The organism is Eleftheria terrae (assembly GCF_030419005.1).
In the GTDB taxonomy this organism is placed as follows: domain Bacteria; phylum Pseudomonadota; class Gammaproteobacteria; order Burkholderiales; family Burkholderiaceae_C; genus Caldimonas; species Caldimonas terrae.
Genome location: NZ_CP106952.1, coordinates 81,735 through 103,605 on the forward strand (window position 1 = coordinate 81,735; position 21,871 = coordinate 103,605).

Consider the following 21,871-nt stretch of genomic DNA (forward strand, 5'->3'; position numbering starts at 1 on the left):
GGCGCAACCGCTGCCGCCGGCGCCCGCAGCCGGCACCACGCCGGCCGGGCTGCCTGCCCGTACCTCACCTCCGCTGCCATGTCCTCCACCTCGCTTGCCTCCCTGCTTCTCGATCCGCACTTCCGGCGCCTCTGGGTCGCCAGCGTGGCCTCGGGCCTCGCCTTCTCGGTGGCCGCGCTCGTCGAGCAGTGGTATGTGGTGAAGGAATTGCGGCTGGAAGCCTCGCTCGGCCTGGTGATGATGGCCGGCTCGCTGCCGCGGGTGCTGCTGATGGCGGTGGGTGGCGTGGTCGCAGACCGGCATAGCCGCTTCGCCATCATGTGCAATTCCTTCGTGGCGCGCGGGCTGGTCACACTTGCCGCCGCCGGGCTGGTGGCAGCCGGCGGGTTCACGCTGCCCTTCGTGGTGCTGTTCGCACTGGTCTACGGCGCGATCGACGCGTTCTTCTGGCCGGCCCGTGACGCCGCCCTGCCCGACATCGTGGAGGCCGCCCAGCTGGGCCGCGCCAACTCGGTGATGCTGATCACCAACCAGCTGGCCCTGGTCCTCGGGCCCATGGCGGGCGGGCTGTTGATCGCCCACCTGCCGTACCAGGCGGTGTTCCTGCTGGTGAGCATCGGCCTGGTACTGGCGGCGGCGCCACTGTGGGCCACCCGACGCACCGCGGCCGCCGTCCCGCCCTCGGCGCACGAGCCGCTGGCCCGCGCCCTGCGCGACGGCGTGGCCTATGTGCTGGCGACGCCGGTGCTGCGCAACGTCATGGGTGTCCAGCTCATCACCAACCTGATGTTCGCCGGCCCCATGATGGTGGGGCTGCCGCTGGTGGTGGCCAACCGGCTGCACGCTGATGCACTGGCCTTCAGCAGCGCGCAAAGCGCGCTGGCGGCCGGCATGGTGCTTGGCGGGTTGTGGCTGGCCTGGCGGCCGCAGAGGCGCCGCCGGCTGGCGGCCATGGTGGCATATATCGCAGTCACCGGCGTGCTGGTGGCCTTGCTGCCGCACGCCGGCCAGCTGCAATGGCTGGTCGCGCTGATGGCGCTCATTGGCCTGTGCATCGCCGGGAACAACGTCGCGATGGTCGCCCTCATCCAGGAGAACACTCACAAGGACAAGATCGGCCGGGTGATGTCGCTCAACACCATCGGCTGGATGGGCCTCGCGCCGGTGTCGGTCGGCCTCGCCTCGGGCCTGCTGTCGTTGGGCGTTGACGTGGCCCTCATCATGACGACAGGCGGCCTGGGCATCACGCTGGCGTGTGCCGCCTGCGCCTGTGGCAGCAAGGTGGTGCGCCAGGCCCGGTAGGGCAGGCCACATGGCCTGCGCAATGGCATGCGCAGCACCGCAGGCCGCCAGCAGCCCGCCGAGGAAGGCTGGCAACGGGGTTGAGCTTCAGTGCTTCCTGAAGCTGTGAAGCTGGTCGAGTTGCCGCTCCAGCCTCTCGACGAGGCGCATGCTCTCTGCGTACTTCTCCGGGTTGCAGGCAAAACGCCAGGCGCTGCAGGCCGAGTGGGCCTTGGCGATCCTGTCCTTGACAGCGGCGATCTCGTTCTGAAGTGGCATGACGGCTCCTGAAGCCAGATGAAGGCCTCAAGCATCGCAGCGCCGTCCCGCGGCGTCTGTGCGGAGCCGCACGTGCGGCCCGTTGCATCGCAGGGGCGCCCTGACGCACGCGGCAGGCCCCGGAGGCAAGAACGGCGCGGTGGCCAGCATGCGCTGTGACGGACCGCACCCGGGCGCGCTGCACCGTGTCGCGCAGCAGCTCACGTCCACGGCCGCGCCGGCTTCGTGGCCCATCAGGCACCTGCATGGAATGTGCGCCACCGTACATACGTGCAGCCGCCGCAGCACGAAGATGCAAATGTTCGTGGCGCCAGCAGAAACAGACAAAGCACGGCCATCGTGTGACATCCCCTGCCCGCCATTCCTTCACTTTGGAGCCATCACATGAACGACCCGCTGAAGCCTTCCCAGGCCTTTGAAGATGGATTGAGCGCGACGCAAGCCACGCTCAGGCCGCCGGGCACCGACACCCGGTTCGGCCTCGACGCCGCCACCGAGTCCCACACCAACGACACGAACGATCCGCAGCATGCGAGCGCCCCCGCGTTCCACCGCTGGGAAGACTCGGTGTCCTCCGGTGTCAGGACGGCGGCACAGAATGTGGACAGCTACATCCGCACCTACCCGTGGGGCGCCCTGCTGGCGTCGGCGGCGGTCGGCGTGGCCTTTGGCGTGCTGGTCTCCCGGGCCTGACGGGCCGGTTCCTGCGGCGCGCTCCTCACCTGCCCGCGCACGGTGCGGGCGCGCCCTGCCACCATGTGCAAGCCAGCGCGGCGCGTTTCACGCCGCGACCTTGCACGGCCGCGCGCTGAACCGCCGGCAAACTCCGAACAGGTGAAGCCATGAGAATTGCGCAAGTCGCGCCGTTGGCCGAGAGCGTGCCCCCGCAGGGGTATGGCGGCACCGAGCGCGTGGTGTCCTATCTGACGGAGGCGCTGGTCGACCAGGGCCATGAGGTCACGCTGTTCGCCAGCGGCGACTCCATCACCTCGGCCGACCTCGTCCCCATCACCCGGCAGGGCCTGCGCACTTCCCCCGAGGTCTGCAATCCGGCGGTCTGGCACACCATCATGCTGGACAAGGTCAGCCGCCGGGCGAGCGATTTCGATGTGATTCATTTTCACGTCGATTGCACCCACTACGCGATGGCCCGGCGCTGTGCCACCCCGTGCCTGACCACCCTGCACGGCCGGCTCGACGCTGCGGACGTCGCGGTCTTGCATGACCACTTCACCGAGCATCCGGTGGTCGCCATCTCGGGTGCCCAGCGCGCCAGCCTTCCCGACGCCAACTGGATGGCCACCATCCATCATGGACTGCCCCAAAAGCTGTACGACTTCCATCCGCTTGGTCAGGACTACTTTGCCTTCGTCGGCCGCATCTCGCCGGAGAAGCGCCTGGACCGGGCGATTGAAATCGCCGTGGCGTGCAACACCCCGCTGTGGGTGGCGGCCAAGATCGACCCCTGCGATCAAGCGTATTTCGACACCGAGATCCGGGCGCTGATGCGCCATCCGCTGGTGCACTTCGTCGATGAAATTGACGAAGTGCAGAAGAACGATTTCATCGGCAATGCACGCGCGCTGTTGTTCCCCATCGACTGGCCGGAGCCCTTCGGCCTCGTCATGGTCGAGGCCATGGCCTGCGGCGTTCCCGTCATCGCCTACGCCTGTGGATCGGTGCCGGAGGTCATGGAGCACGGCTTGACCGGATTTGTCGTCAGCAACCAGGAGCAGGCCATCGATGCGGCACGGCGGGTGCAAAGCATCGACCGCAGCGCCTGTCGAAGGGTCTTCGAGCGGCGCTACCTGTCGTCGATCATGGCCGACGAGTATGGCAAGGTCTACCGCCGGCTCGCCGCCGACCGCGGCACCAGCCACGACACGGCAGGCACATCGCGCGGCACGCTGGCGGCTTCGGTGGCTCGCTCTGCCCCAGCGGCAGACAGGCGGGCGCGCAGCCGCCTGGCGCTCGTGAAGCGTCCGGATGAGCCGCAAGCCACGCCCCTGGACCCCGCCTGGCCGCCGCCTGGCTGATGTCCCTCCGGCACCTGCACCGACTGTGCGCCGCCCCACCGACGGCGCTGCCGCCGGCTGGCAGACTGCCCTCAGCAGGGATTGAGCCAACAGCATGAAGGGACCACACCATGAATGAATCGCGAACGGGACCGGGCCCGGTACCCCCTCCTCGGACTGGAACCACAGGCACCATCGCCCCCGCCGACCGGCTGCCCGCGCCGCGTCTTGCCGCGCGGACCCGGCCAATACCAGGGGCCGTCATCGCAAGACAGCGCGCCGAGGACCTGTGTTCCGCCTACCGCCCCTTGGCGGCCACGGTCGCGGTGCTGCAGCCGACAGGATTGCAAAGGGACCTGATGAGCGACATGAATGTCGACTTCCTCGACGGCACCTATCGTCATGAGCACCAGCGTTTCCTCAGCCTGGAGGCCGCCATCGACCATGCCGAGCTGGCCCGCCGCCAGCGCCGCAACGGCGGCAAGTGAGAGCCTGCCTGCGGGCCTGCCGGTGGCACCGGCCACTGCAGCGTCGGCCGGCCTCGCTGCCCCGGCCTTCGCCCTTAGAGCGGCTAACAAAACTCAGCGCAGCGGTTCTGGCTAGGCGCGCCGCCGCAGACAGTACGACCGGTACGGCAAGGCGGCGCAACGACGCCAGAAGAGTTTTGTTAGCCGCTCTTAATCCCCGGCAGCGCTGGGAGCGGCCGATGGCCGATGCCCCTGGCCGGCATCCACCGGCCGGGGCGACACACCGAGCTCGGCATTCGACCGGCGCGCTTCATCAAGCACCCACGCCCTGAAGGCCGACACCGCAGGACGATCACCAGCCTCCGCGGGGTACACGAGGTGATAGGCATAGTCCTGGGCCACGCCGACCGCGACATCGAACAAGCGCACCAGCCGTCCCTCTGACACATCAGTGGCGATCATCGCCAGATCCACCAGGCCAACGGCACCCCCTTCGATCACGGCCTGCACCACATGGCTGGAGTCGTCGAACGCAATGCACCGGCTGTCATCGAAGTCGTCGACGCCGGCCGCTGCCATCCACATGGGCCAGTTCGGCCACACCATGCCGTCGGTCTTCCAGTCCACGTGGCACAGGGTGTGGCTGAGCAGGTCTGCCGGCGCCTGCAGCGGCGGACCGCCCGCCAGCAGCCGGGGACTGCAGACCGGGGCCACGATGGTCTCGAACAGCCGGTGGGCCCGCAGCCCGTCGTACTGGCCGGTGCCGAAGCGAATGGCCAGGTCGATGTCGTCGGTGCCGAACTCGCGAAGCTGGTCGGTGATGTCGAAGCTCAGCTCCAGCTGTGGATGCAAGGCCTTGAAGCGCGGCCATCTGGGCAGCAACCAGTTGCTCGCGATCCTGGCGCTGGTGGACAGGCGCAGATGCGCTGAACCGCGCACCATGCGACGCGCGCGGCTGACTGCCTCCTGCAGGCTGCCCAGGGCACCGGCAGCCGCCTCCGACAGCACCGCGCCCGCGGGCGTGAGCTGGATGGCGCGACTGCTTCGCGTGAAGAGCACGAGGCCCAACTGGTCCTCCATCTCCTTGATCTGGTAGCTGACCGCGGCCGGCGTCAGGCCGACTTCCTCTGCCGCACGGGTGAAGTTCAGGTGCCGCGCGGCGGCCTCGAATGTCCGGAGGGCGCGCGTACCGGGAAAGGTTCGTGACATGGATCTTCAAAGCTGGGTTGACGCTGCCTTGAAAACTTCTCGATTTTCATGACGGCTTGGACGCGACATCATCCCGCCGCACCAGCGCTGCAGGCCGCGCGGCCGTGTGGCGGTCACTGTCACTGTCGGTCTGTCGACCGATCCATCGGAGCGGATGAATGTCCTCGAACAGCTTACCTTCCTTCGTCGTGCACCGTAACGGCCGGGCCGCCGCAGCGGCGGACCTGGCACCGCTGGCCTTCGCGGGTCATGCGCACTTCACCGCCATGCAGGTGCGGCACGGCCGCGTCCGCGGCCTCGACCTCCATCTCGAGCGACTCCGCTCTTCATCCATCCTGCTGTATGGCCGCTCTCTGGCAGACGACCCTGTCAGGGCTTGCCTGCGGTCGGCCCTGCAGGCCAGCCCACCGGACCACTCGCTGGTGGCCACGGTCTACTCGCCGTCCGGTGAATTCACCGCAGGCCGGATGGACGAGGCGCTCGACATCCTGATCCGCACCACGCCGGCCGCATCGGGCCCGGCCGGCCCGCTGTCGCTGTGCGCCGTGGAGTACGAAAGAGTCCTTCCCGGCATCAAGCATGTGGGTGAGATCGCCAAGACCCACTACCTCCGGCAGGCAGTGGCGCAGGGCTTCGACGATGCCGCGTTTCTCGACCGTCGTGGCCGGCTGAGCGAAGCGTCGATCTGGAACCTCGCCTTCTGGGACGGCCATGCCGTGGTGTGGCCTCGAGCCGAGATGCTGCAGGGCGTCACGATGGGCATCCTGCGCCGGCAACTGCAGCGTCTGGAGGTACCGCAGCGCGAGCAGGAGATCACGCTGGCCGATCTGCCCGCGCTGCGCGGGGCGGTGGTGATGAACTCCTGGACACCCGCCGTCGCTGTCCACCGGATCGGCAACACGGCCCTGCCCCACGCGCCGGCCTTCATCGAGTTGCTTCACCAGGCCTACCAGGCCGAGGCCTTCGGCGCGCCATGAGCGCGCCGCAGTGAAGAACGCGCGCACAATGCGCGCACCCCAGAGGCGCAGCACCGATGCACGCACGCCCGGCACGGCGTGCCGGAATGGCGCCTCTGCTTCTCCCGGGTTCATCCCTGCACCGGAAGGTCATGCACAAACTGTCGCAGCTATCCGGCGGTGAATGGGTCGCGCACTCGTTCCCGCCCGTCTATCGAACATGGAGCACCGATGCCGGCGGGCAGGCGCTGGTCGCCGGCATCCCCGCTGGAGATCCACAGGTGTTCGAGCGCCTGGTGATGTCGCTCGAGCCGCCCTGCTTCCTGCTCTATGTGTTGCACACGCCCCGGGGCGAAGCGCCGGCAGGTCGCTATCAAAGCACGCAACTCTCGCTGCAACAGGTGCAGGAGTTCATCCGTCGATTCGGTGGACTGCTGTCGCAGGATGCGCGCTTCGACCTCTGGGCGCATTCGCCCGCAGACCAGGCGACCCTCGTCTGGGATCGGCACAACCAGCTGTTCGGCTATGGCCCGGTCGAGCGATTTGTCGCCGAGCTTCGAAGGCTGGGGTTTCAGCCGGGCGAGTGCGCGCTTCCCGTGCCCCACCGCCATCACTACCGCAAAGAATGCGATGCACAGGCGGTGGAGCTGCTGGCCTCGCTCGATTGGACCTGCTCGCCCCTGCAACCCGAGGACGAGCAATAGGCCGGATGCGGTGCTGCCGCCGCTTGCGCGCCACCCGGCCCGCGCAAGCGGTCCGGCGCGGAGACGACCAACCCGGGCCACACCGGCCTGCTGCACGGGACGGGCCACAGCGGCGCCAGGCGGGCGCGTGCCGGCCAGTGGTTCACCGATGAGCGGGCGCCGACGCCTCGACCTCCTTGAGCGACCTGGCCGCCGCAGGGACACCGAGGGCCGGCAGCCACCGCTCGAGCGCCACGGCGGCGGGCAGGCAGGCGCACCGGCAGCAACGGGCAGGGCCGGGTCAGGCCAGGCCCATCAAGGCGCGATGCACGGCAACGCCGGCAATGGCGCCGTCGCCGACCGCCAGGCTCACCGAGCCGGCCATCCTCGCCGCGTCGCCGCAGGCGAAGACGCCGGCAACGGTGGTGGCCTTGATGGCATCGGTCTTGATGAAGCTGCCGAGCGGCCCGTCCTCCAGTTCACAGCCCAGCTGGCTCGCCAGCGGGCTGCTGAGGCTGCTGCGCGGAGCGACGAACAGGCCTGCCAGCGCCAACCGGCGACCGTTCTGCATCACGACTTCCACTCCCCCCGCCCCTTCCAGGCTATCGACGCGACCCGGCTCGACGGTGACCCCCCGCGCATGCAGGCTCGCCCGCTGCTCTGCATCCGGTTCGAAGGCGTCGTTCAGGAAGAAGGTGGTGGGTCCCCAGTCGGGCAGCATCAAGGCCTGGTGCAGCGACACCTCCGATGTCGCCAGCACGCCGAGGGGCGCCTGGTTCAGCTCATAGCCATGGCAATAGGGGCAGTGAAACACATGCCGGCCCCACCGCTCGGCCAGCCCGGGAAGATCGGGCAGGTGGTCCCGGACGCCGCCGGCAAGGATCAGTTGCCGGCCGAAATGCGAGCCGCCGCCCTGGACTGATACGACAAAGCCGCCCTCTGCCGGCCGCGCCTGCTCGGCGACGCCGCTGAGCCAGTCGACGCTGGGGTACTCCATCAGCTGCGCCCGCCCTTGCGCCGCCACCGCCGCAGGATCGCTTCCGTCCTGCGTCAGGAAGCCATGGCTGGTGGCGGCAAACCGGTTGCGCCGCACGCCGGCATCGATCATCAGCACCCGGCGCCGGGCCCGTGCCAGCGGCAGCGCGGCCGACAGGCCGGCATAGCTGCCACCCACAACGATCACGTCGTAGTTCATCGGTTCCACTCCTTCTTCGCTTCATGCAACTTCATATGCTACATGATAGGCCGACGAAGCGCAGCGGTCGGCTTCTGCCTTGCCGTAGGGGGGGGTTTCAGTCGTGGTGTCCGGCTGTGGCCTGGTGGCGACCCTGCCGGCAGCGCCCGTCGAAATCGCGCGCAAGCGACGCCAGTGAGACCGAGCCGAGGCGCTGGATCAGCAGGGCCTCCGCGGTCTGCAAGGCGTCCTTCAGCGCTGCATTGACCACCTGTTCGACGGCACATGACGGGTTGTCATCGCCGGTGCCGATGGCAAAGATCTTCGGGCCGCCAAGGGCAGTGTGGATGTCCAGCAGCGTCACCCGCTCCAGCTCGCAGGCGAGCGTCCATCCCCCGCCGTGCCCCTTCTCCGAATGCACATAACCTGCCCGCCGAAGGCCAGCCATGGTCCGGCGGACCACCGCGGCATTGGTGTTCAGCATGGCAGCGATTTGTTCTGAGGTGTAGGGCTGGTCCTGCCTGCTCATGTGCAGCAGGACATGCAGCATTCGCGAAAGGCGGCTGTCTGGGCGCATAGGGCGTACTGTCGCACACCCGGCGGCGCTTGGGCGCCAGCGGGCAGGGGACGACACCGAGCCAGGGTGCCGCAAGGCCGGCAGGCCGGTGTGCCCCTGGGTCCGGCACGCATCTCCTGCATCCCGAGGCAGACACTCACTGCTGAAGCATCGGCGTGGCAGAAGGCGAACCGCCCCTGCCCATCGCGGTGCGGAGCGGGGCCGCAGCGCGCCTGCCGGCCATTGGAGCAAGGCCATCGGCCACTGATATGCTGCCCTCACCTCCCGGCACCTTCAGGCGCTGACCCATGAGCCCCATCACCGTCACCACGCACCTGGACGACGAAGCGGACGCAGCAGCCGCCGTCGACCGTGGCCTGGGCGACCACAACGTTGCTGTCGCGCCGCTGCACGACGTTCGACCGTTGTCCTGCTTCGCGCGCTCGGAGAGAGAAGGCGTGGTGGGCGGCGCGGTGGGCCGCCGCTGGGGCGCTTGTGTGGAGTTGCAGCAGCTGTGGGTGGCGGAGCGTTTCCGCCGTCAGGGCCTCGGCCGCCAGCTGGTGCTGGCCTTCGAGGCGGCAGCGGCGGGCTGCGGTTGCCGCCACGCCTACCTTGACACCTTCAGCTTCCAGAGCCCGGCCATGTACCAGCGGTTGGGGTATGAGCTGGCGCACGAGCAGGCCGGCTTTCCGGGCGGCATCGTGCGCTACCACTTCGTCAAGCGCTTGCCGGCGGCTCGCACGGAGCCGGCCGGCGGTGCCTGAGGACACCGGGCGCGGTGCCGGTGGTGCCCCGCCCGCGCGCCGGGCAGTGCTCCGGTGCGCTGCCTGGGCCGCGCACCGAGCGTCAGCCGCGGATCAGGTGGTCGAAGGCGCTGAGGGCCGCCTTCGCGCCGTCGCCGGCGGCGATGACGATCTGCTTGTACGGCACCGTGGTGGCGTCACCAGCAGCGAAGACGCCGGGCACCGAGGTGTGGCCCTTGGCATCCACCACGATCTCGCCAAAGCGGGACAGCTCCACGGTGCCCTTCAGCCATTCGGTGTTGGGCACCAGGCCGATCTGCACGAACACGCCGGCCAACGGCACTTGGCGCAGCTCCTCGCTCACACGGTCCTTGAAGGTCAGCCCGGTGACCTTGCTGCCGTCGCCATTGATCTCGGTGGTCTGGGCATTGGTGTGCACGGTGACGTTCGGCAGGCTGTGCAGCTTCTTCACCAGCACCGCGTCCGCCTTCAGCTGGTCGGCGAACTCGATGAGGGTGACATGCTCGACAATGCCAGCCAGGTCGATCGCGGCCTCGACGCCGGAGTTGCCCCCGCCGATCACGGCCACCCGCTTGCCCTTGAACAGCGGGCCATCGCAGTGCGGGCAGTAGGCGACGCCCTTGTTGCGGTACTCCTGCTCACCCGGCACGTTGACGTTGCGCCAGCGGGCACCGGTCGACAGGATCACGGTGCGGCCGCGCACCACCCCACCATTGGCCAGCTGCACCTGTACCGGCTCGCCTGGCTGGGACGGCGGGATGAGCTTCTCGCCACGCTGCAGGTTCATGATCTCCACGCCATAGGCCCGGGCGTGCGACTCGAGCGCCTGCGCGAACTTGGGCCCGTCGGTGGCCAGCACCGAGATGTAGTTCTCGATGCCCAGGGTGTCCATCACCTGGCCACCGAAACGCTCGGCCACCACGCCGGTGCGGATGCCCTTGCGCGCCGCATAGACGGCGGCGGCCGCACCGGCCGGCCCGCCGCCGACGATCAGCACGTCGTAGGGCGCCTTGGCCGACAGCAACTCGGCATCGCGCGCTGCCCGGTTGGTATCCAGCTTGGAGACGATCTCCTCGAGGTCCATGCGGCCCTGGCCGAACTGCTGGCCATTCAGGAAGATCATCGGCACGGCCAGGATCTCGCGGCGCTCCACCTCGTCACGAAACAGCGCGCCATCGATGGTCACGACATGCACGTTCGGGTTCAGCACCGCCATCAGGTTGAGCGCCTGCACCACGTCCGGGCAGTTGTGGCAGGTCAGCGACATGAAGACCTCGAAGCGGAACTCGCCCTGCAGGTTCTTCACCTGGGCGATCAGCTCCTCTTCGATCTTGGGCGGATGGCCGCCCACCTGCAGCAGGGCCAGCACCAGCGAGGTGAACTCATGGCCCATCGGAATGGCGGCGAAGCGCAGGTCCATTGACGTGCCGACGCGCTGCAGGCTGAAGGAGGGACGGCGCACATCGGTGCGGTTCGCGTCGTCGAGCTTGAGCGAGATCTTGTCCGACAGGGACACGATGTCGTTCAGCAGGCCCTGCATTTCCTGGGAGGCGGGCGTGTCGTCCAGCGCCGCCACGATCTCGATCGGCTGGGTCACGCGCTCCAGGTAGGACTTCAACTGGGTTTTCAGGCTGTCGTCGAGCATGGAATACACCTCTCAGGAATTCGGAAAAAGAAAGGCCGCGCGCCTCGCCCGAGGCGGGCGGCCGGTGCCGTCTGGTCGACGGCCGGAGTTCAACAAACGGCACCGAGTGCCGTCGGACCTCAGATCTTGCCGACCAGATCCAGCGAGGGGGTCAGCGTCGCGGCGCCTTCCTGCCACTTGGCGGGGCACACCTGGCCCGGGTTCTTCGCGACGTACTGGGCTGCCTTCAGCTTGCGCAGCGTTTCCTTCACATCGCGGGCAATCGCGTTGTCGTGGATTTCCAGGGTCTTGATGACGCCGTCGGGGTTCACAACGAAGGTGCCGCGCAGGGCCAGGCCTTCTTCATCGATGTGCACGCCAAAGGCGCGGGTCAGTTGGTGGGTCGGGTCGCCGATCAGCGGGAACTTGGCCTTGCCGACAGCCGGCGAGGTCTCGTGCCACACCTTGTGGGCGAAGTGCGTGTCGGTGGTCACGATGTAGACCTCGGCGCCCAGCTTCTGGAACTCGGCATAGTTCTCGGCCGCGTCTTCCACTTCAGTGGGGCAATTGAAGGTGAAGGCGGCCGGCATGAAGATGAACACGGACCACTTGCCCTTCACCGAATCGTTGCTGACGTCGACGAACTTGCCGTTGTGGAATGCGGTGGCCTTGAACGGCTGCAGTTGGGTGTTGATCAGAGACATCGCTACTCCTGGGATTGGGTTGGTTGGGATCGGAAGACTGTATGGTACAAAGCTATAAGCGGCTTGTCTTTCATAGTTTCCAAATGCCGCCATTGACGGGGGCTATGAGCGCGATCGCCATTCGGTGGCATTCACGTCCTTGCGCCGCGCCGGCGCGGCCGGCAGGGGGTGGATCAGCGGTCAGTGCCGCGTCCGTGGCGGCAGCGCGTGGGGTGTGCCGCTTCGGTGGCCGATTCGGCCGGTCGCCCGGGCCTGCGCCTCAGGACCGTCCCTGTGTCTGGAACGCCGGCGCGGCCGGCACACCGCGGTGCCGGATCACCCTAACACACCGGGGAGCGTCCCAGCGGCGGCTTTGCGGCTGGCTGCGGCGAGCCTGCCCGGCGCTGCGGCGCAAGCTGCACGGGAGCAGCGCCGGTCAGCACACCTCGCGCGCCGGCCGCCTCATTGCCTTTGCCTCGGTCGGTCCGCACCGGGCCGCGGCGGTTGCGATCCATTGCCGCACCGGCATGCCGCCGCTCCTTGCGGAGCCCTCGGCATGCCGACACGGCACTAGGCGCGGCCGACCCAGATGTGCTCCAGCATGTAAGGCAGCAGGCGATCGCTCGTCGCCTTGTCCTCCGGCAACGCGTCCGCCAGGGTGCCGACATACCATTTCTCGACGATTTCGGCCTGCTGCTCCAGGTTGTAGTCACCCCAGGGTCGCAGCTCCTCGAGGTTGATCTCATAGCCACCGGTGCCATGGATGGTCTGGGTCCACAGTGCGTCCATCAGCCATGCGCCGTTCGAGGCGTTGTGCTCGATCTGCCAGGCATGCACCAGTTCGTGCACCAACAATGCTGGCTTCTGGTCCATCAACGTGTTCCTTTCGAACCACTTGTCGGTCAGGTTGATGTAGATCTTCCCTCCGGGCCCCGGGAACACGAACTTCGCCCCGCGGCCGCCGGTGGTGTCGGTGACCACCATCCGGTCGCGGGCCGGCAAGGTCCCCTTGAAGATGGCCTGTGCCCACTCGTACTCGCCCGGTTGGCCTGCTCGGTCCGGATCGTCCGCCGAGGTCAGCAAGCGCTGCCGCTCGCCCAGCCGGGCGAGGCCATCGGCCAGCAACGCATAGAGCGTGCCGTTGGGCCCGGCCAGCCAGAGGTAGCCGCCGATCATGCGCAGGCCGGAGGAGAATGAGCCGGTGAGGGGCCAGGCGACGAGCTGCGTGACGAGGAACACCACCTTGCCGATGCCGGTCGAGAACAGCACGGTGCCGATGGTCCACTTCACCATCGTGTCGAAAGCGTCCTCCAACAGGCCGGTGATGCGTCCGTCGCGCTCATGCGCCACGTCGAAGCGGGCCGCGCGCTCGATCTCCTCGAAGTCGCGGCGCACGTCCTCGCTGTGTGTCGTCTCGTCCCACTTCACGTCGCGCGGGCTGCTGCTCAGGATCTTGGCGCCGAGGTGGCCAGACTTGGGCAAGGCCAGCACGGTCTGCCCGCCCTGGTAGGTGTCGCCATAAGTAAGGTGGGCGACGATGCGGAAGTCGACCGACTGCCCTTCCCCGTGCTCATGCCCCTGGAAGCGCACGCTGCCGTCGGGCCGCAGCGTCACCGAGAGCCAGCCATCGTTGCCTTCCCACTTGCGGAAGTACTCCAGCCGCGGCGTGTCGGTGGCCCATACGGCGGCATCACCATCGTAGAGGACCAGGTTGCCGTCGTTCTGCAGAACCAGGCGGGCACCGGGATGCCCATGGGTGGCGCTGTCCCAGACGGGCTCGCCATCGGGTCCATAGATCACCAGGTTGCCGTCGCCCTGCATCAGGCACACCTCGGCCGCCTTGCCGTGCGTGCCGGACGACCACAGGGCGGTGCGGTCCTGGCCGATCCGGTTGCGGTACAGCACGAGGTTGCCGTCACCCTGGAACACCAGCGAGAACCGGCCATCGGCCGAGGTGATGGCGCCGTCCGGGTGCAAGGCATCCTCCGGACGCAGGGTGTCTCCCTGCGGCGTGCGGCCGGTGGGGGGCAGCGGCCCTTGCACCGTGTTGGATGCCCACACGGCGACGCCGTCCGGCCGGTAGAGCACCAGGTTGCCGTCGTCCTGCAAGACCAGGCGGCTGCCGGGTGCACCGGTGGCGCTGTCCCAGACATGGCTGCCGTCGGCGCCGGAGACGACCAGGTTGCCGTCGCCCTGCATGAAGCAGCGTCCGGCCGAGACCGGAATGCGCGGGATGATGGACAAGGGCCGCAGCGGGTCCCACAGGCCCTTGCGCCCGTGGTAGGGATAGTGCTTGTACAGCACCAGGTGGCCATCGCTCTCGTAGGCCAGCGAGTAGCGCCCGTTGGCCGAGGTGAGCGACGCTCCGGGTGGCAGGTACTGTTCGGCCCACATGACGTCCCCGTGCGCCACCGTGGGGGGTGGAGGAGACGGCGGCACGGGGGCCGGGGGGGACGGCACGTGGATCACCGGCGGGCGATCGTCCGGGTCGGTCGGGTCGGTGGTGTCTTGGTCGCGGCGACGCATGGGAACTCCCTGAAGTGGTTGGAACTGCGTGCAGCGCGCATCCCGGGCCAGGGCCCGGCGGCGCGCCATCGGCCCGCCGCGGACAGGCCGTGGTGGACCGATGGCATCAACATAGGCGCGATTCCCCATCCGCGATGTCCCGCGGACGTGGGACATCAGGCACCCCGCCGAGCGTGCGAGAGTCCGGCGTTTGCCGAGGTGGTGAAGATGTGAATCGGACCGTTGCCCTCTGCAGCAAGGCTGCGTGTCCCCTCAACACGGTATCCCTGACCCGGGGCAACCCGGTAGAGTGGCGCCGTGCTCGGAGCGCAGCGCGAGTGACCGGCTTCAGGAGGGCAAGGTGGCAGCACTCAGCGAGCGGCCCGCGCACCACGCAGTGGGTTGGCAGGCAGCGTAGCCGGCATCGGCCAGCGCCGCTGCCTCCTTCGGCCGAACCGCGGCGGATGGCCGCCGCCGCACCCGGGCAGGCGCCGGCCACCCAGCCCTGGAAGGATCAGCCGCCCGACCCCGGCCCGGCCTGCCCGACTTCGATCAGCAGGCCGCCCGGTGCCCGGCAATAGAAGCGCAGCGCGCCGCGGCTGCGCTCCAGCGGCGCAAGGTAGGCACCTGATTGCACGAGGCGCGCATGCTGGGCGATCACCTCCGCTTCATGGTCCAGGAGAAAGCCCAGGTGGAACATCTGCGGATGGGCCTCGCCCGGCGGCAGGGGCATCAGCACCAGGCTCAGGCCGCTGTCATCCTCGAGCGCGGCAAAGGCGCGGGTGGCCCTTGCGGCCAGCAAGGAGAAACCGAAGTGCTCGCACAGGAACGCGGCCGTTGCCGGGACGTCGGTGCTGCACAGGTGCAGGTGATTGATGTGCATCGAAAGCCTCCAGGAATGGATGGGCTCGCCGGTGCACCAGCACGAGAACGCACACGGACGAGCCCGGGACACCAGCGTGTCGGGATCGTCGTGGGTTCTCACAGGCGCTGTGGAACAGAGCTCCCCGCGCCGCGGGGCGGCTCGAGGAGGGGTCGGGCTTACCGGAACCGACCCTGCCTTTTTCGACGTCGGCACTGTAGCAGAGGCGGCACCTCGGGCGCCGGGCCCTTACGCCGTGCGGGAAGTCCGCCAAGGCCGCTGCTGCGCCGGGCCCTTCATGCGACCGGCCACCTACAATGCCCCGCAACTTGGAGTTCCATGGTGCTTGCTGGCTCCCGCGTCCGGGTAATGGTGGTCCAGGAGGTGGTCCCGCACTACCGGCTGCGGCTCTTCGAACTGCTGCACGCGCAGCTCGCGCAAGTCGGCATCGAGCTGACGGTGGTCCACGGCAACCCCAACCGGGAACAAGCCGCCAAGCAGGACCTGGTCGACCTGCCGCCGCCGGTGGGCCTGAAGGTGAACAACCTGCGGCTGACCGAGCGCCTGCTCTACCAGCCGGTTGTCAGCCGCCTGCTGCAGGCAGACCTGGCGATCTTCCCCAACGCCGCCGGCTACCTGCCGAACTACCTCTTCTGGCTGAAGGGCCGGCAACGGCCGCCGCGCCTCGGCTTCTGGGTCTACCACACGCGCGAGCGAGCGGCCGACCGCTCGCTGAAGGAAGCCGTGAGCCGTCGCATGATGCGGCGCGCTGACTGGTGGTTCGCCTACACCGCCGGCACACGGGACTACCTGCTGATGAACGGCGCGGTGGACGAGCGCATCACCGTGCTGAACAACAGCGTCGATGTCGCCGGCTTCCGTGCCCTGCTTGCAGCGGTCGGAGCCGAGGAGCTGAGCGAATTCCGCCGCCGACGGAAGATCCCCGCGGGCGCACCGGTGGCCCTGTTCTGCGGCGGGCTGCACCGCGAAAAGCGGCTCGACTTCCTCTTCGAGGCCCTGCGGCTGATTCACCGAGAGTGTCCCGACTTCCAGCTGCTGGTGATCGGCGACGGTGCCTGCCGCGCGACCGTCGAGCGGGAGGCAGCGCGCGACACCAGGGTGCATGCTCTCGGCGCCTTGTTCGGGCAGGACAAGGCGCGGGCCTTCCGACTGGCCCAGCTCGCGCTGTGCCCGGGACTGGTCGGCCTGGGCATCCTGGACGCCTGTGCTGCCGGCCTGCCCTTGCTGACCACCGACCTCCCCGGGCACAGCCCGGAGATCGACTACCTGCGCCACGGCATCAACGGCTGGATGACCGTGCCGGAGCCTCGCGCCTATGCCAACGCCGTGCTGCGGCTCCTCCGGTGCGAGGCGCAACGGCGCGAGCTGAGCCGCGCCGCGCTCGAGTCCGCACGGCACCACTCGATCGAGGACATGGCCGGGCGGTTCGCGCAGGGCATCCGGGACTGCCTGGCCCGGCCCTGAGGCGGCCGCCCTCGGGACATCAGGTCGCGGCAGCGGCGACCGCTTCTTCGTAAATCTGCAACAGCTGCCGATAGTTGGCCTCGGCGCCGTAGCGCTCCCGGTAGCGGTGCCGTGCGGCCCGTCCCATCTGCGCCATCTCCTGTGGATGCGCCATGGCCCAGGCCACCCGGGCCGCCAGCTCGTCGGCACGGCCGGGGGAGAACAACAGGCCGGTGACGCCGTCGTCGATGATCTCGGCCATGGCCCCCAGCCGGCTGGCGATGACCGGCAGGCCGTTCGCGAACGCCTCCACGATCACCAGGGGGAACCCTTCCAGGCATTCCGAGGGCATCACGAGAATGCGCGACTGCCGCATCGCTTGGGTCACTTCAGCGGCGCCACAGTGGCCCCGCAGCTCCATCCAGGGTGTCGAGACGGCACGCAGGGCCGGCTCCAGCGGCCCGGCTCCCAGCACCTGCAGGGGATGCGAGAGGTGCTTCCACGCTTCGGCCAAGGTCACGAGGCCCTTCTCCGGGCTCAGGCGGCCGACGAACAAGGCGCCATCCCGTGCCTGCGCTGGCGGCGGCGATCCAGGGTCCGCGATGAAGTTGGGCTTCACCACCAGGCGTTCGCGCGGCAGGCCGGCTTCGATGAAGCGCTGGCGGGACGACTCCGACAGCGCGATGAACCGGTGCACCCGCCGGCGGTGTGTCCCTGCCCGCCGATGCACATCGAGCGACCGGGCCACCAGCAGCGATCCCAGCCAGGACCCGCGGTAGCAGCGATGCCAGGCGCCCCAATAGGTGGAGCCGGTGACGCAGCGGTCGCAGGTCTGCCCCTGCCGGTAGAGGAAGCCGTTGGCGCAACAGACCGAGCGGAAGTCGTGCAGCGTCTGTACCACCGGAACGCGCGCCTGCGCCGCCGCCTCATACGCCGCGAGCGTGACGCGCGGGAACAGGTTGTGGCAATGAACGACGTCCGGCCGGAACCGGGCGATGTGCTTTGCCAGCTGCTCGTGGGCATGCGGGTTGTGGGTCAGCCGCCATGCCGTCTGGATCTGGCCACCAAGGCCCTGTGCTTCGTCATTGCGCATGGCCCAGAGCGAGACCTCGTGGCCATGCGCTACCAGCATGGCCGACTCGTTGGCCACCACCACGTCGTCACCGCCGAAGCCGACGCAGTGGTTCTGGACGACCAGAATGCGCTTCATCGCGAGCCGACCGATGAGCTGCCGGAGATCACCGTCGTCCTCGCCCACCGGCCGCCCAGCCCCTGGCGTGCGATGCGGCAGCCTGCGGCGGCCCGCCGGCGCCGGCCATCAAGTGCGGCCAGGCCTGCTCGGGGGTCATGCTGGCGCGAAAACGCAGGTGGACCGCTGCCCGTTGGCTGTCATAGAGCGGCCCCCCGAGCAGCAGCGACCCATGCGTGTGCCCCGGGGCGTAGGACTTGAAGGCGAAGCCGTTGCCCTGCCGCAGGTGCCCGGCCATCCAGCGCAGTGAGAGCGCGGCACGAAGCGCCGCCGGTGGCAGCGCAAGCGCCAGGCCCCTGCGCCGCCCCGCCCAGGCAGCATGGACATCGGCCAGCTGGAGCAAGGACGTCCTCGTGCGAGGCGCGATGTTGAAGAGCATGCCCGCCACGCCCTCCGCTTCGCCGGCCGCACAGAGCGCATCGGCCAGGTCGCAGACATGGAGCAGGCTGAAGCCCCGCGCGGCGCCCCCCGCCACCGGCAGCACCGGCGACGCTGCCAGCCGCAGCAGGCGTGCGGTGTAGCCGCTGCGGTCCATCGGACCATAGACCTGGCAGGGCCGCAGGATGACCAACTCCACCCGGTCGCCGCAGGCCCTCAGGGCGGCGTTCTCGGCCTCCGACTTGCTCCGCCCGTAGGGTTCGATGCCGCCGCTCGGCGCCGATTCGCAGACCACCCCGTCCAGCGGCGGCCGATACACCGCCACCGAGCTGACCAGCACCAGCCGGCGCACACCGGCGCGCACGCAAGCCTGTGCCACTCGCTGCGTACCGGCGACATTGGTCTCCCACATGGAGTCGCCGCTGCCGCGGCCCGGCACGACGGCCGCCGCGTGGTACACCGTGGTGGCCCCGGCAAGGGCCACCGTTAGCGAGGCAGCATCGTTGAGGTCACCCGCCACCTGCTGGACGGCGCCGGCCACCGCCGGCGCCTCAGGCACCGGCGCGCGGCACAGGGAACGCACCGTGCGACCCCGCTGCATCAAGGCTCGCAGCAGGTGTTGCCCGACAAAGCCGCTGCCGCCGGTGACCAGCACCCCCATCGTCCTCACCAGCTCGCGCTGATCGCATTGCGAGCGGCGTGCACCACGGCCTTGGGGTACTTGAAGACCAGCCGCAGGTTGTAGAGGAAATCGTGGCGCGACGTCAGGCTGCGCCAAGCGAACAGCCCCAGGCGCCGCCACAGGTAGCGCCGGTACAGCTGGCGCACCTGCTCGGGGTCGAAGTCGTCGGTGGTCACCTGGTTGTGCTTGGTCTCGATCTGGCCCTTGAAGAAGCCGAACTTGAGGATGATGCGGTGGATGGGCGTGCCGGGCAGCGGGATCAAGGTCTGTAGGAACGGAGTCACGCCGAAGCGGCGGTAGCGGTCGAGCGCGAACTCGATGGTGGTGCGCATCTCGTCCAGCGTCTCGCCCGGGAAGCCGATGATGTAGAAGGCATGCAGGCGCAGGTTGAACTCGTGGCACCAGCGGATCATGTCCTCGGCCCGCGCCAGGTCGAGCCGCTTGTGAACGATCTCGTTCAGCACACGCGGCACGGCCGACTCGATGGCCACCGTCAGGAACTCGCAGCCCGACTCCTTCGCCTGGCGGATGCGCTCGCGTGTCCAGGAATCGCCTCGCACGCCATTGGGCGTGTCCCAGCCTATCCTCGGGCGCAGCGTCGACATGTACTGGATGATCTCGTCGTAGCGCTCGGGGATGTGGGTCAGGTTGTCGTCCTCGAAATGGATGAAGTCCACCCCATAGCGCGACACCAGCAGGTCGATGTGCCGCTTCATGTAGTCCAGCGAGTGGAAGCGGTACTTGTACCCCATGGTCGCGTGGATCGAGCAGAAGGTGCAGGTGTGAGGACAGCCCCGGCTGGTGATCACCGTCATGGCCCGCTGGCCCCATTCCCGGTAGCGTGGCGAGAAGCCGCGGCGTGCCAGCTCGAAGTAGGCCGGCAGGTCGACGAGGTCGTAGGCGGGCAGCGGCAGCCGGTCGATGTCGCCGATGTATCGGATGGTGGGCTTCTTGTGCGTCGGCAGGCTCACCACCTGGACCTTGCCCACCACCCCCTCGACCGCCGGCGTGCGTCCCTCCATCAGCGCGCGCACCAGCTCGGTGAAGCGCTCCTCGCCTTCCCCGAGGACGACATAGTCGATGGCGGGCACCGCCAGCGCCTCCTGGGGAAACACCGTGACGTGCGGCCCGCCGATGACGATGATGGCCTCGGGCAGTACCTCCCGGACCAGGCGCGCCAGCGCATAGGCCCGATCGACCTGCACCGTGAACATGTTGGAGATGCCGACCACATCGGGCCTGGCTCGGCGGATGCGCTCGACGCTCTCGGCGTCGGTGTCGCCGAACAGGGTCTCGCCCTTCTCGTTCCGGGAGAACACCGCCGACAGGCGAGCGTCATACACCTCGACCTCGCACGGCAGGCCACTGCTGCGCAAATGCGCTGCCACGAGCAGGAGCCCCAGCGGCGGGCCGACCATCGGCCGGCCCTTCATGCCTTCAAGGCTGACTTTCTGGTTGGGGTGGCACAGCAGGACTTTCATCAGAACCTCATCGTCTTGAGCCGGCCTGCCACCCGGACCTGGCGGGCATCGCCGCGCAGCAGCTGTGCCGCACGCAGCAGCCGCTTCCACAGGCCCGGCAGGCCCTGGCTCGCGGCTGTCCTGGCGAGGAAGCGGCCCTGCCGCAGCAGCCACCGCGGGTCCTTGAACTTGGCACGCAGCCAGCGGGTGTGGGAGGCCGCCATGAAGGCTTCGAGGTCCGCCTGCGCCATGTTCCGGTAGCGGATCACGGTGGTGTTCGCACCGTCGAACTCGCTCCAGTGCCTGGCCGTCAGGCCGCCCTCCGCCTGCAAGGTGCTGTACATCGACGTGCCGGGCAAGGGAGTGGCCAGGCTGAACTGCACGGAGTCGATGTCGATGCGGCAGGCATAGTCGAAGGTGGCCTGCAAGGTCTTCGGCGTCTCGCCGGTGAGGCCGAGCACCACGCTCATGTGGGTCTTGATACGCAAGGCCTTGGCGGCGTCGACCACCTTCTCCAGGTTGACCAGCTTCAGCGGTTTCTTGATGGCATTCAGGACCTGGGTGTCGGCACTGTCCAGCCCGAACTTGATGCCGATGCAGCCGGCGGCGGCCATCCGGGCGAGCACCTCCGGCGTGAGGGCGATCGCATCGCACATGGCCGACCACGGGAGGCCGACGCGCCGGCGGACGATCTCGTCGCACAGCGCCAGGACATGCGCCTTGTTGGTGGTGAAGTTGTCGTCGTCGAAATAGACTTCCTTCGCGCCCGCCTGCTTCACCGCCTCCATCTCGTCCACCACGCGGCGTGCCGAGAAATAGCGCTGCTTGCCGTTGGCGAACAGGACCTGGATGCGGTCACAGAAGTTGCAACGGAAGGGGCAGCCCCGGCTGGTGTGCATGTGGAAGGACGGGCTGTGCTGGCAGAAGCCGTCCCGGTACACGCCCATGTCGCGCTCGAAGTACGCCGGGAAGAGATGCCGCGCCGGGAACGGCAGATCGTCCAGCGGGTCGATGGGATCGGCCCTCGGATTGAGGATCAGCCCGCCGAGCTCGTCGCGGCAGGCCACGGCCTGTAGGCCGGACACCGCGCGCTGCTCGCGCAGGCCACGCATCAGTGCCAGCAAGGTGCGCTCGTATTCACCCAGCAGCACGAAGTCCACCACCTCATGGTGGGCCAGCAGGTCGCGCGCGGTCGCCGTCGCGTGCGTGCCGGCGAGCACGAAGCGGGCGGCGGTCACCCGGCGCAGCTTGCCGAGCAGGCGCAAGGTGTCGTCGATGATGGCGGCATTCGGCTCGAACACCACGACGTCCGGCTGGCTTTCGCGCACTCGCTCGATCAGCTCGTCCTCACGCAGGTTCAGCGGCACGCCGTCGATCACCCGCACATCGAAGCCGTCCTGCTCCAGCAGGGCTGCCGCATACGCCATGAACAACGGGAACATCGCATAGCGCGGCCGCTCCTCCTTGCGCTTCAGCAGCGACCAGGGAAAGCGCATGCCCGCCCCCAGCATGTAGCGTTCGAGCCCGTTCCCGAGGTCTCGCGTGAAGGCAGGATTGGCAAGCAGTATGCGCATGATTCG

20 protein-coding genes are annotated in these 21,871 nt (G+C 68.5%); 8 read left to right on the forward strand and 12 right to left on the reverse strand.

Features of this window, described 5'->3' with window-relative positions; translation table 11 throughout:
* The first annotated feature begins 78 nt into the window (after positions 1-78).
* Positions 79-1,302: an MFS transporter gene (locus N7L95_RS24710; RefSeq protein WP_301260280.1), complete on the forward strand. Its 1,224-nt coding sequence runs from the start codon at positions 79-81 to the stop codon at positions 1,300-1,302.
* An 87-nt stretch (positions 1,303-1,389) separates the two neighbouring features.
* Here the strand turns inward: N7L95_RS24710 and N7L95_RS24715 are convergent, their stop codons facing one another.
* Entirely contained in the window at positions 1,390-1,560 is a 171-nt protein-coding gene (locus N7L95_RS24715) for a hypothetical protein (RefSeq protein WP_301260281.1), read from the reverse strand.
* 384 nt (positions 1,561-1,944) lie between these two features.
* Here N7L95_RS24715 and N7L95_RS24720 point away from each other — a divergent pair, with 384 nt between their 5' ends.
* From N7L95_RS24720 to N7L95_RS24730, 3 genes are all read left to right on the forward strand, one after another.
* Positions 1,945-2,253 (forward strand): hypothetical protein, encoded by a 309-nt coding sequence (locus tag N7L95_RS24720; protein WP_301260282.1) that lies wholly within the window; start codon positions 1,945-1,947, stop codon positions 2,251-2,253.
* A gap of 149 nt (positions 2,254-2,402) precedes the next feature.
* A complete protein-coding gene (locus N7L95_RS24725; protein WP_301260283.1) occupies positions 2,403-3,596 on the forward strand; it encodes a glycosyltransferase family 4 protein in 1,194 nt (397 codons plus the stop codon).
* A 338-nt stretch (positions 3,597-3,934) separates the two neighbouring features.
* Positions 3,935-4,063: a hypothetical protein gene (locus tag N7L95_RS24730; protein ID WP_301260284.1), complete on the forward strand. Its 129-nt coding sequence runs from the start codon at positions 3,935-3,937 to the stop codon at positions 4,061-4,063.
* Positions 4,064-4,252: 189 nt separating this feature from the next.
* Here the strand turns inward: N7L95_RS24730 and N7L95_RS24735 are convergent, their stop codons facing one another.
* Positions 4,253-5,251: a LysR substrate-binding domain-containing protein gene (locus N7L95_RS24735; protein WP_301260285.1), complete on the reverse strand. Its 999-nt coding sequence runs from the start codon at positions 5,249-5,251 to the stop codon at positions 4,253-4,255.
* Between the two features lie 158 nt (positions 5,252-5,409).
* On the opposite strand from N7L95_RS24735, the gene N7L95_RS24740 reads away from it, so the two are divergent.
* On the forward strand, positions 5,410-6,228 hold the full coding sequence (locus N7L95_RS24740; RefSeq protein ID WP_301260287.1) for an aminotransferase class IV family protein: 819 nt from the start codon (positions 5,410-5,412) through the stop codon (positions 6,226-6,228).
* Positions 6,229-6,359: 131 nt separating this feature from the next.
* Positions 6,360-6,911 (forward strand): hypothetical protein, encoded by a 552-nt coding sequence (locus N7L95_RS24745; protein WP_301260288.1) that lies wholly within the window; start codon positions 6,360-6,362, stop codon positions 6,909-6,911.
* Positions 6,912-7,191: 280 nt separating this feature from the next.
* On the opposite strand, the gene N7L95_RS24750 is transcribed toward N7L95_RS24745, so the two are convergent.
* Both N7L95_RS24750 and N7L95_RS24755 read right to left on the reverse strand, forming a co-directional pair.
* Positions 7,192-8,085, reverse strand: coding sequence for an NAD(P)/FAD-dependent oxidoreductase (locus N7L95_RS24750; protein WP_301260289.1), 894 nt, complete (start codon positions 8,083-8,085; stop codon positions 7,192-7,194).
* A gap of 97 nt (positions 8,086-8,182) precedes the next feature.
* Positions 8,183-8,641, reverse strand: coding sequence for an Rrf2 family transcriptional regulator (locus tag N7L95_RS24755; protein WP_301260290.1), 459 nt, complete (start codon positions 8,639-8,641; stop codon positions 8,183-8,185).
* Positions 8,642-8,928: 287 nt separating this feature from the next.
* Here N7L95_RS24755 and N7L95_RS24760 point away from each other — a divergent pair, with 287 nt between their 5' ends.
* On the forward strand, positions 8,929-9,384 hold the full coding sequence (locus N7L95_RS24760) for a GNAT family N-acetyltransferase (RefSeq protein WP_301260291.1): 456 nt from the start codon (positions 8,929-8,931) through the stop codon (positions 9,382-9,384).
* Between the two features lie 82 nt (positions 9,385-9,466).
* On the opposite strand, the gene ahpF is transcribed toward N7L95_RS24760, so the two are convergent.
* The 4 genes from ahpF to N7L95_RS24780 form a co-directional block, all read right to left on the reverse strand.
* Positions 9,467-11,029: an alkyl hydroperoxide reductase subunit F gene (gene ahpF / locus N7L95_RS24765; RefSeq protein ID WP_301260292.1), complete on the reverse strand. Its 1,563-nt coding sequence runs from the start codon at positions 11,027-11,029 to the stop codon at positions 9,467-9,469.
* A 119-nt stretch (positions 11,030-11,148) separates the two neighbouring features.
* Positions 11,149-11,712, reverse strand: a complete 564-nt coding sequence (gene ahpC / locus N7L95_RS24770; protein ID WP_301260293.1) for an alkyl hydroperoxide reductase subunit C — start codon at positions 11,710-11,712, stop codon at positions 11,149-11,151.
* A gap of 549 nt (positions 11,713-12,261) precedes the next feature.
* Complete coding sequence (locus tag N7L95_RS24775; RefSeq protein ID WP_301260294.1) at positions 12,262-14,217, reverse strand: hypothetical protein; 1,956 nt, start codon at positions 14,215-14,217, stop codon at positions 12,262-12,264.
* A 493-nt stretch (positions 14,218-14,710) separates the two neighbouring features.
* Entirely contained in the window at positions 14,711-15,079 is a 369-nt protein-coding gene (locus tag N7L95_RS24780; protein WP_301260295.1) for a VOC family protein, read from the reverse strand.
* 318 nt (positions 15,080-15,397) lie between these two features.
* On the opposite strand from N7L95_RS24780, the gene N7L95_RS24785 reads away from it, so the two are divergent.
* Positions 15,398-16,543 carry a glycosyltransferase family 4 protein gene (locus N7L95_RS24785; protein ID WP_301260296.1) on the forward strand — a complete coding sequence of 382 codons (1,146 nt, stop codon included), beginning with the start codon at positions 15,398-15,400 and terminating at the stop codon, positions 16,541-16,543.
* 19 nt (positions 16,544-16,562) lie between these two features.
* Here the strand turns inward: N7L95_RS24785 and N7L95_RS24790 are convergent, their stop codons facing one another.
* From N7L95_RS24790 to N7L95_RS24805, 4 genes are read right to left on the reverse strand one after another with little or no spacing between them, the layout of a single operon-like run.
* Entirely contained in the window at positions 16,563-17,732 is a 1,170-nt protein-coding gene (locus tag N7L95_RS24790; RefSeq protein ID WP_301260297.1) for a glycosyltransferase family 4 protein, read from the reverse strand.
* Positions 17,733-17,760: 28 nt separating this feature from the next.
* Complete coding sequence (locus tag N7L95_RS24795; protein WP_301260298.1) at positions 17,761-18,810, reverse strand: NAD-dependent epimerase/dehydratase family protein; 1,050 nt, start codon at positions 18,808-18,810, stop codon at positions 17,761-17,763.
* 5 nt (positions 18,811-18,815) lie between these two features.
* A complete protein-coding gene (locus tag N7L95_RS24800; RefSeq protein WP_301260299.1) occupies positions 18,816-20,312 on the reverse strand; it encodes a B12-binding domain-containing radical SAM protein in 1,497 nt (498 codons plus the stop codon).
* Complete coding sequence (locus N7L95_RS24805; protein ID WP_301260300.1) at positions 20,312-21,865, reverse strand: B12-binding domain-containing radical SAM protein; 1,554 nt, start codon at positions 21,863-21,865, stop codon at positions 20,312-20,314. Before N7L95_RS24805 ends, N7L95_RS24800 begins: the two co-directional genes overlap by 1 nt.
* Positions 21,866-21,871 lie beyond the last annotated feature (6 nt).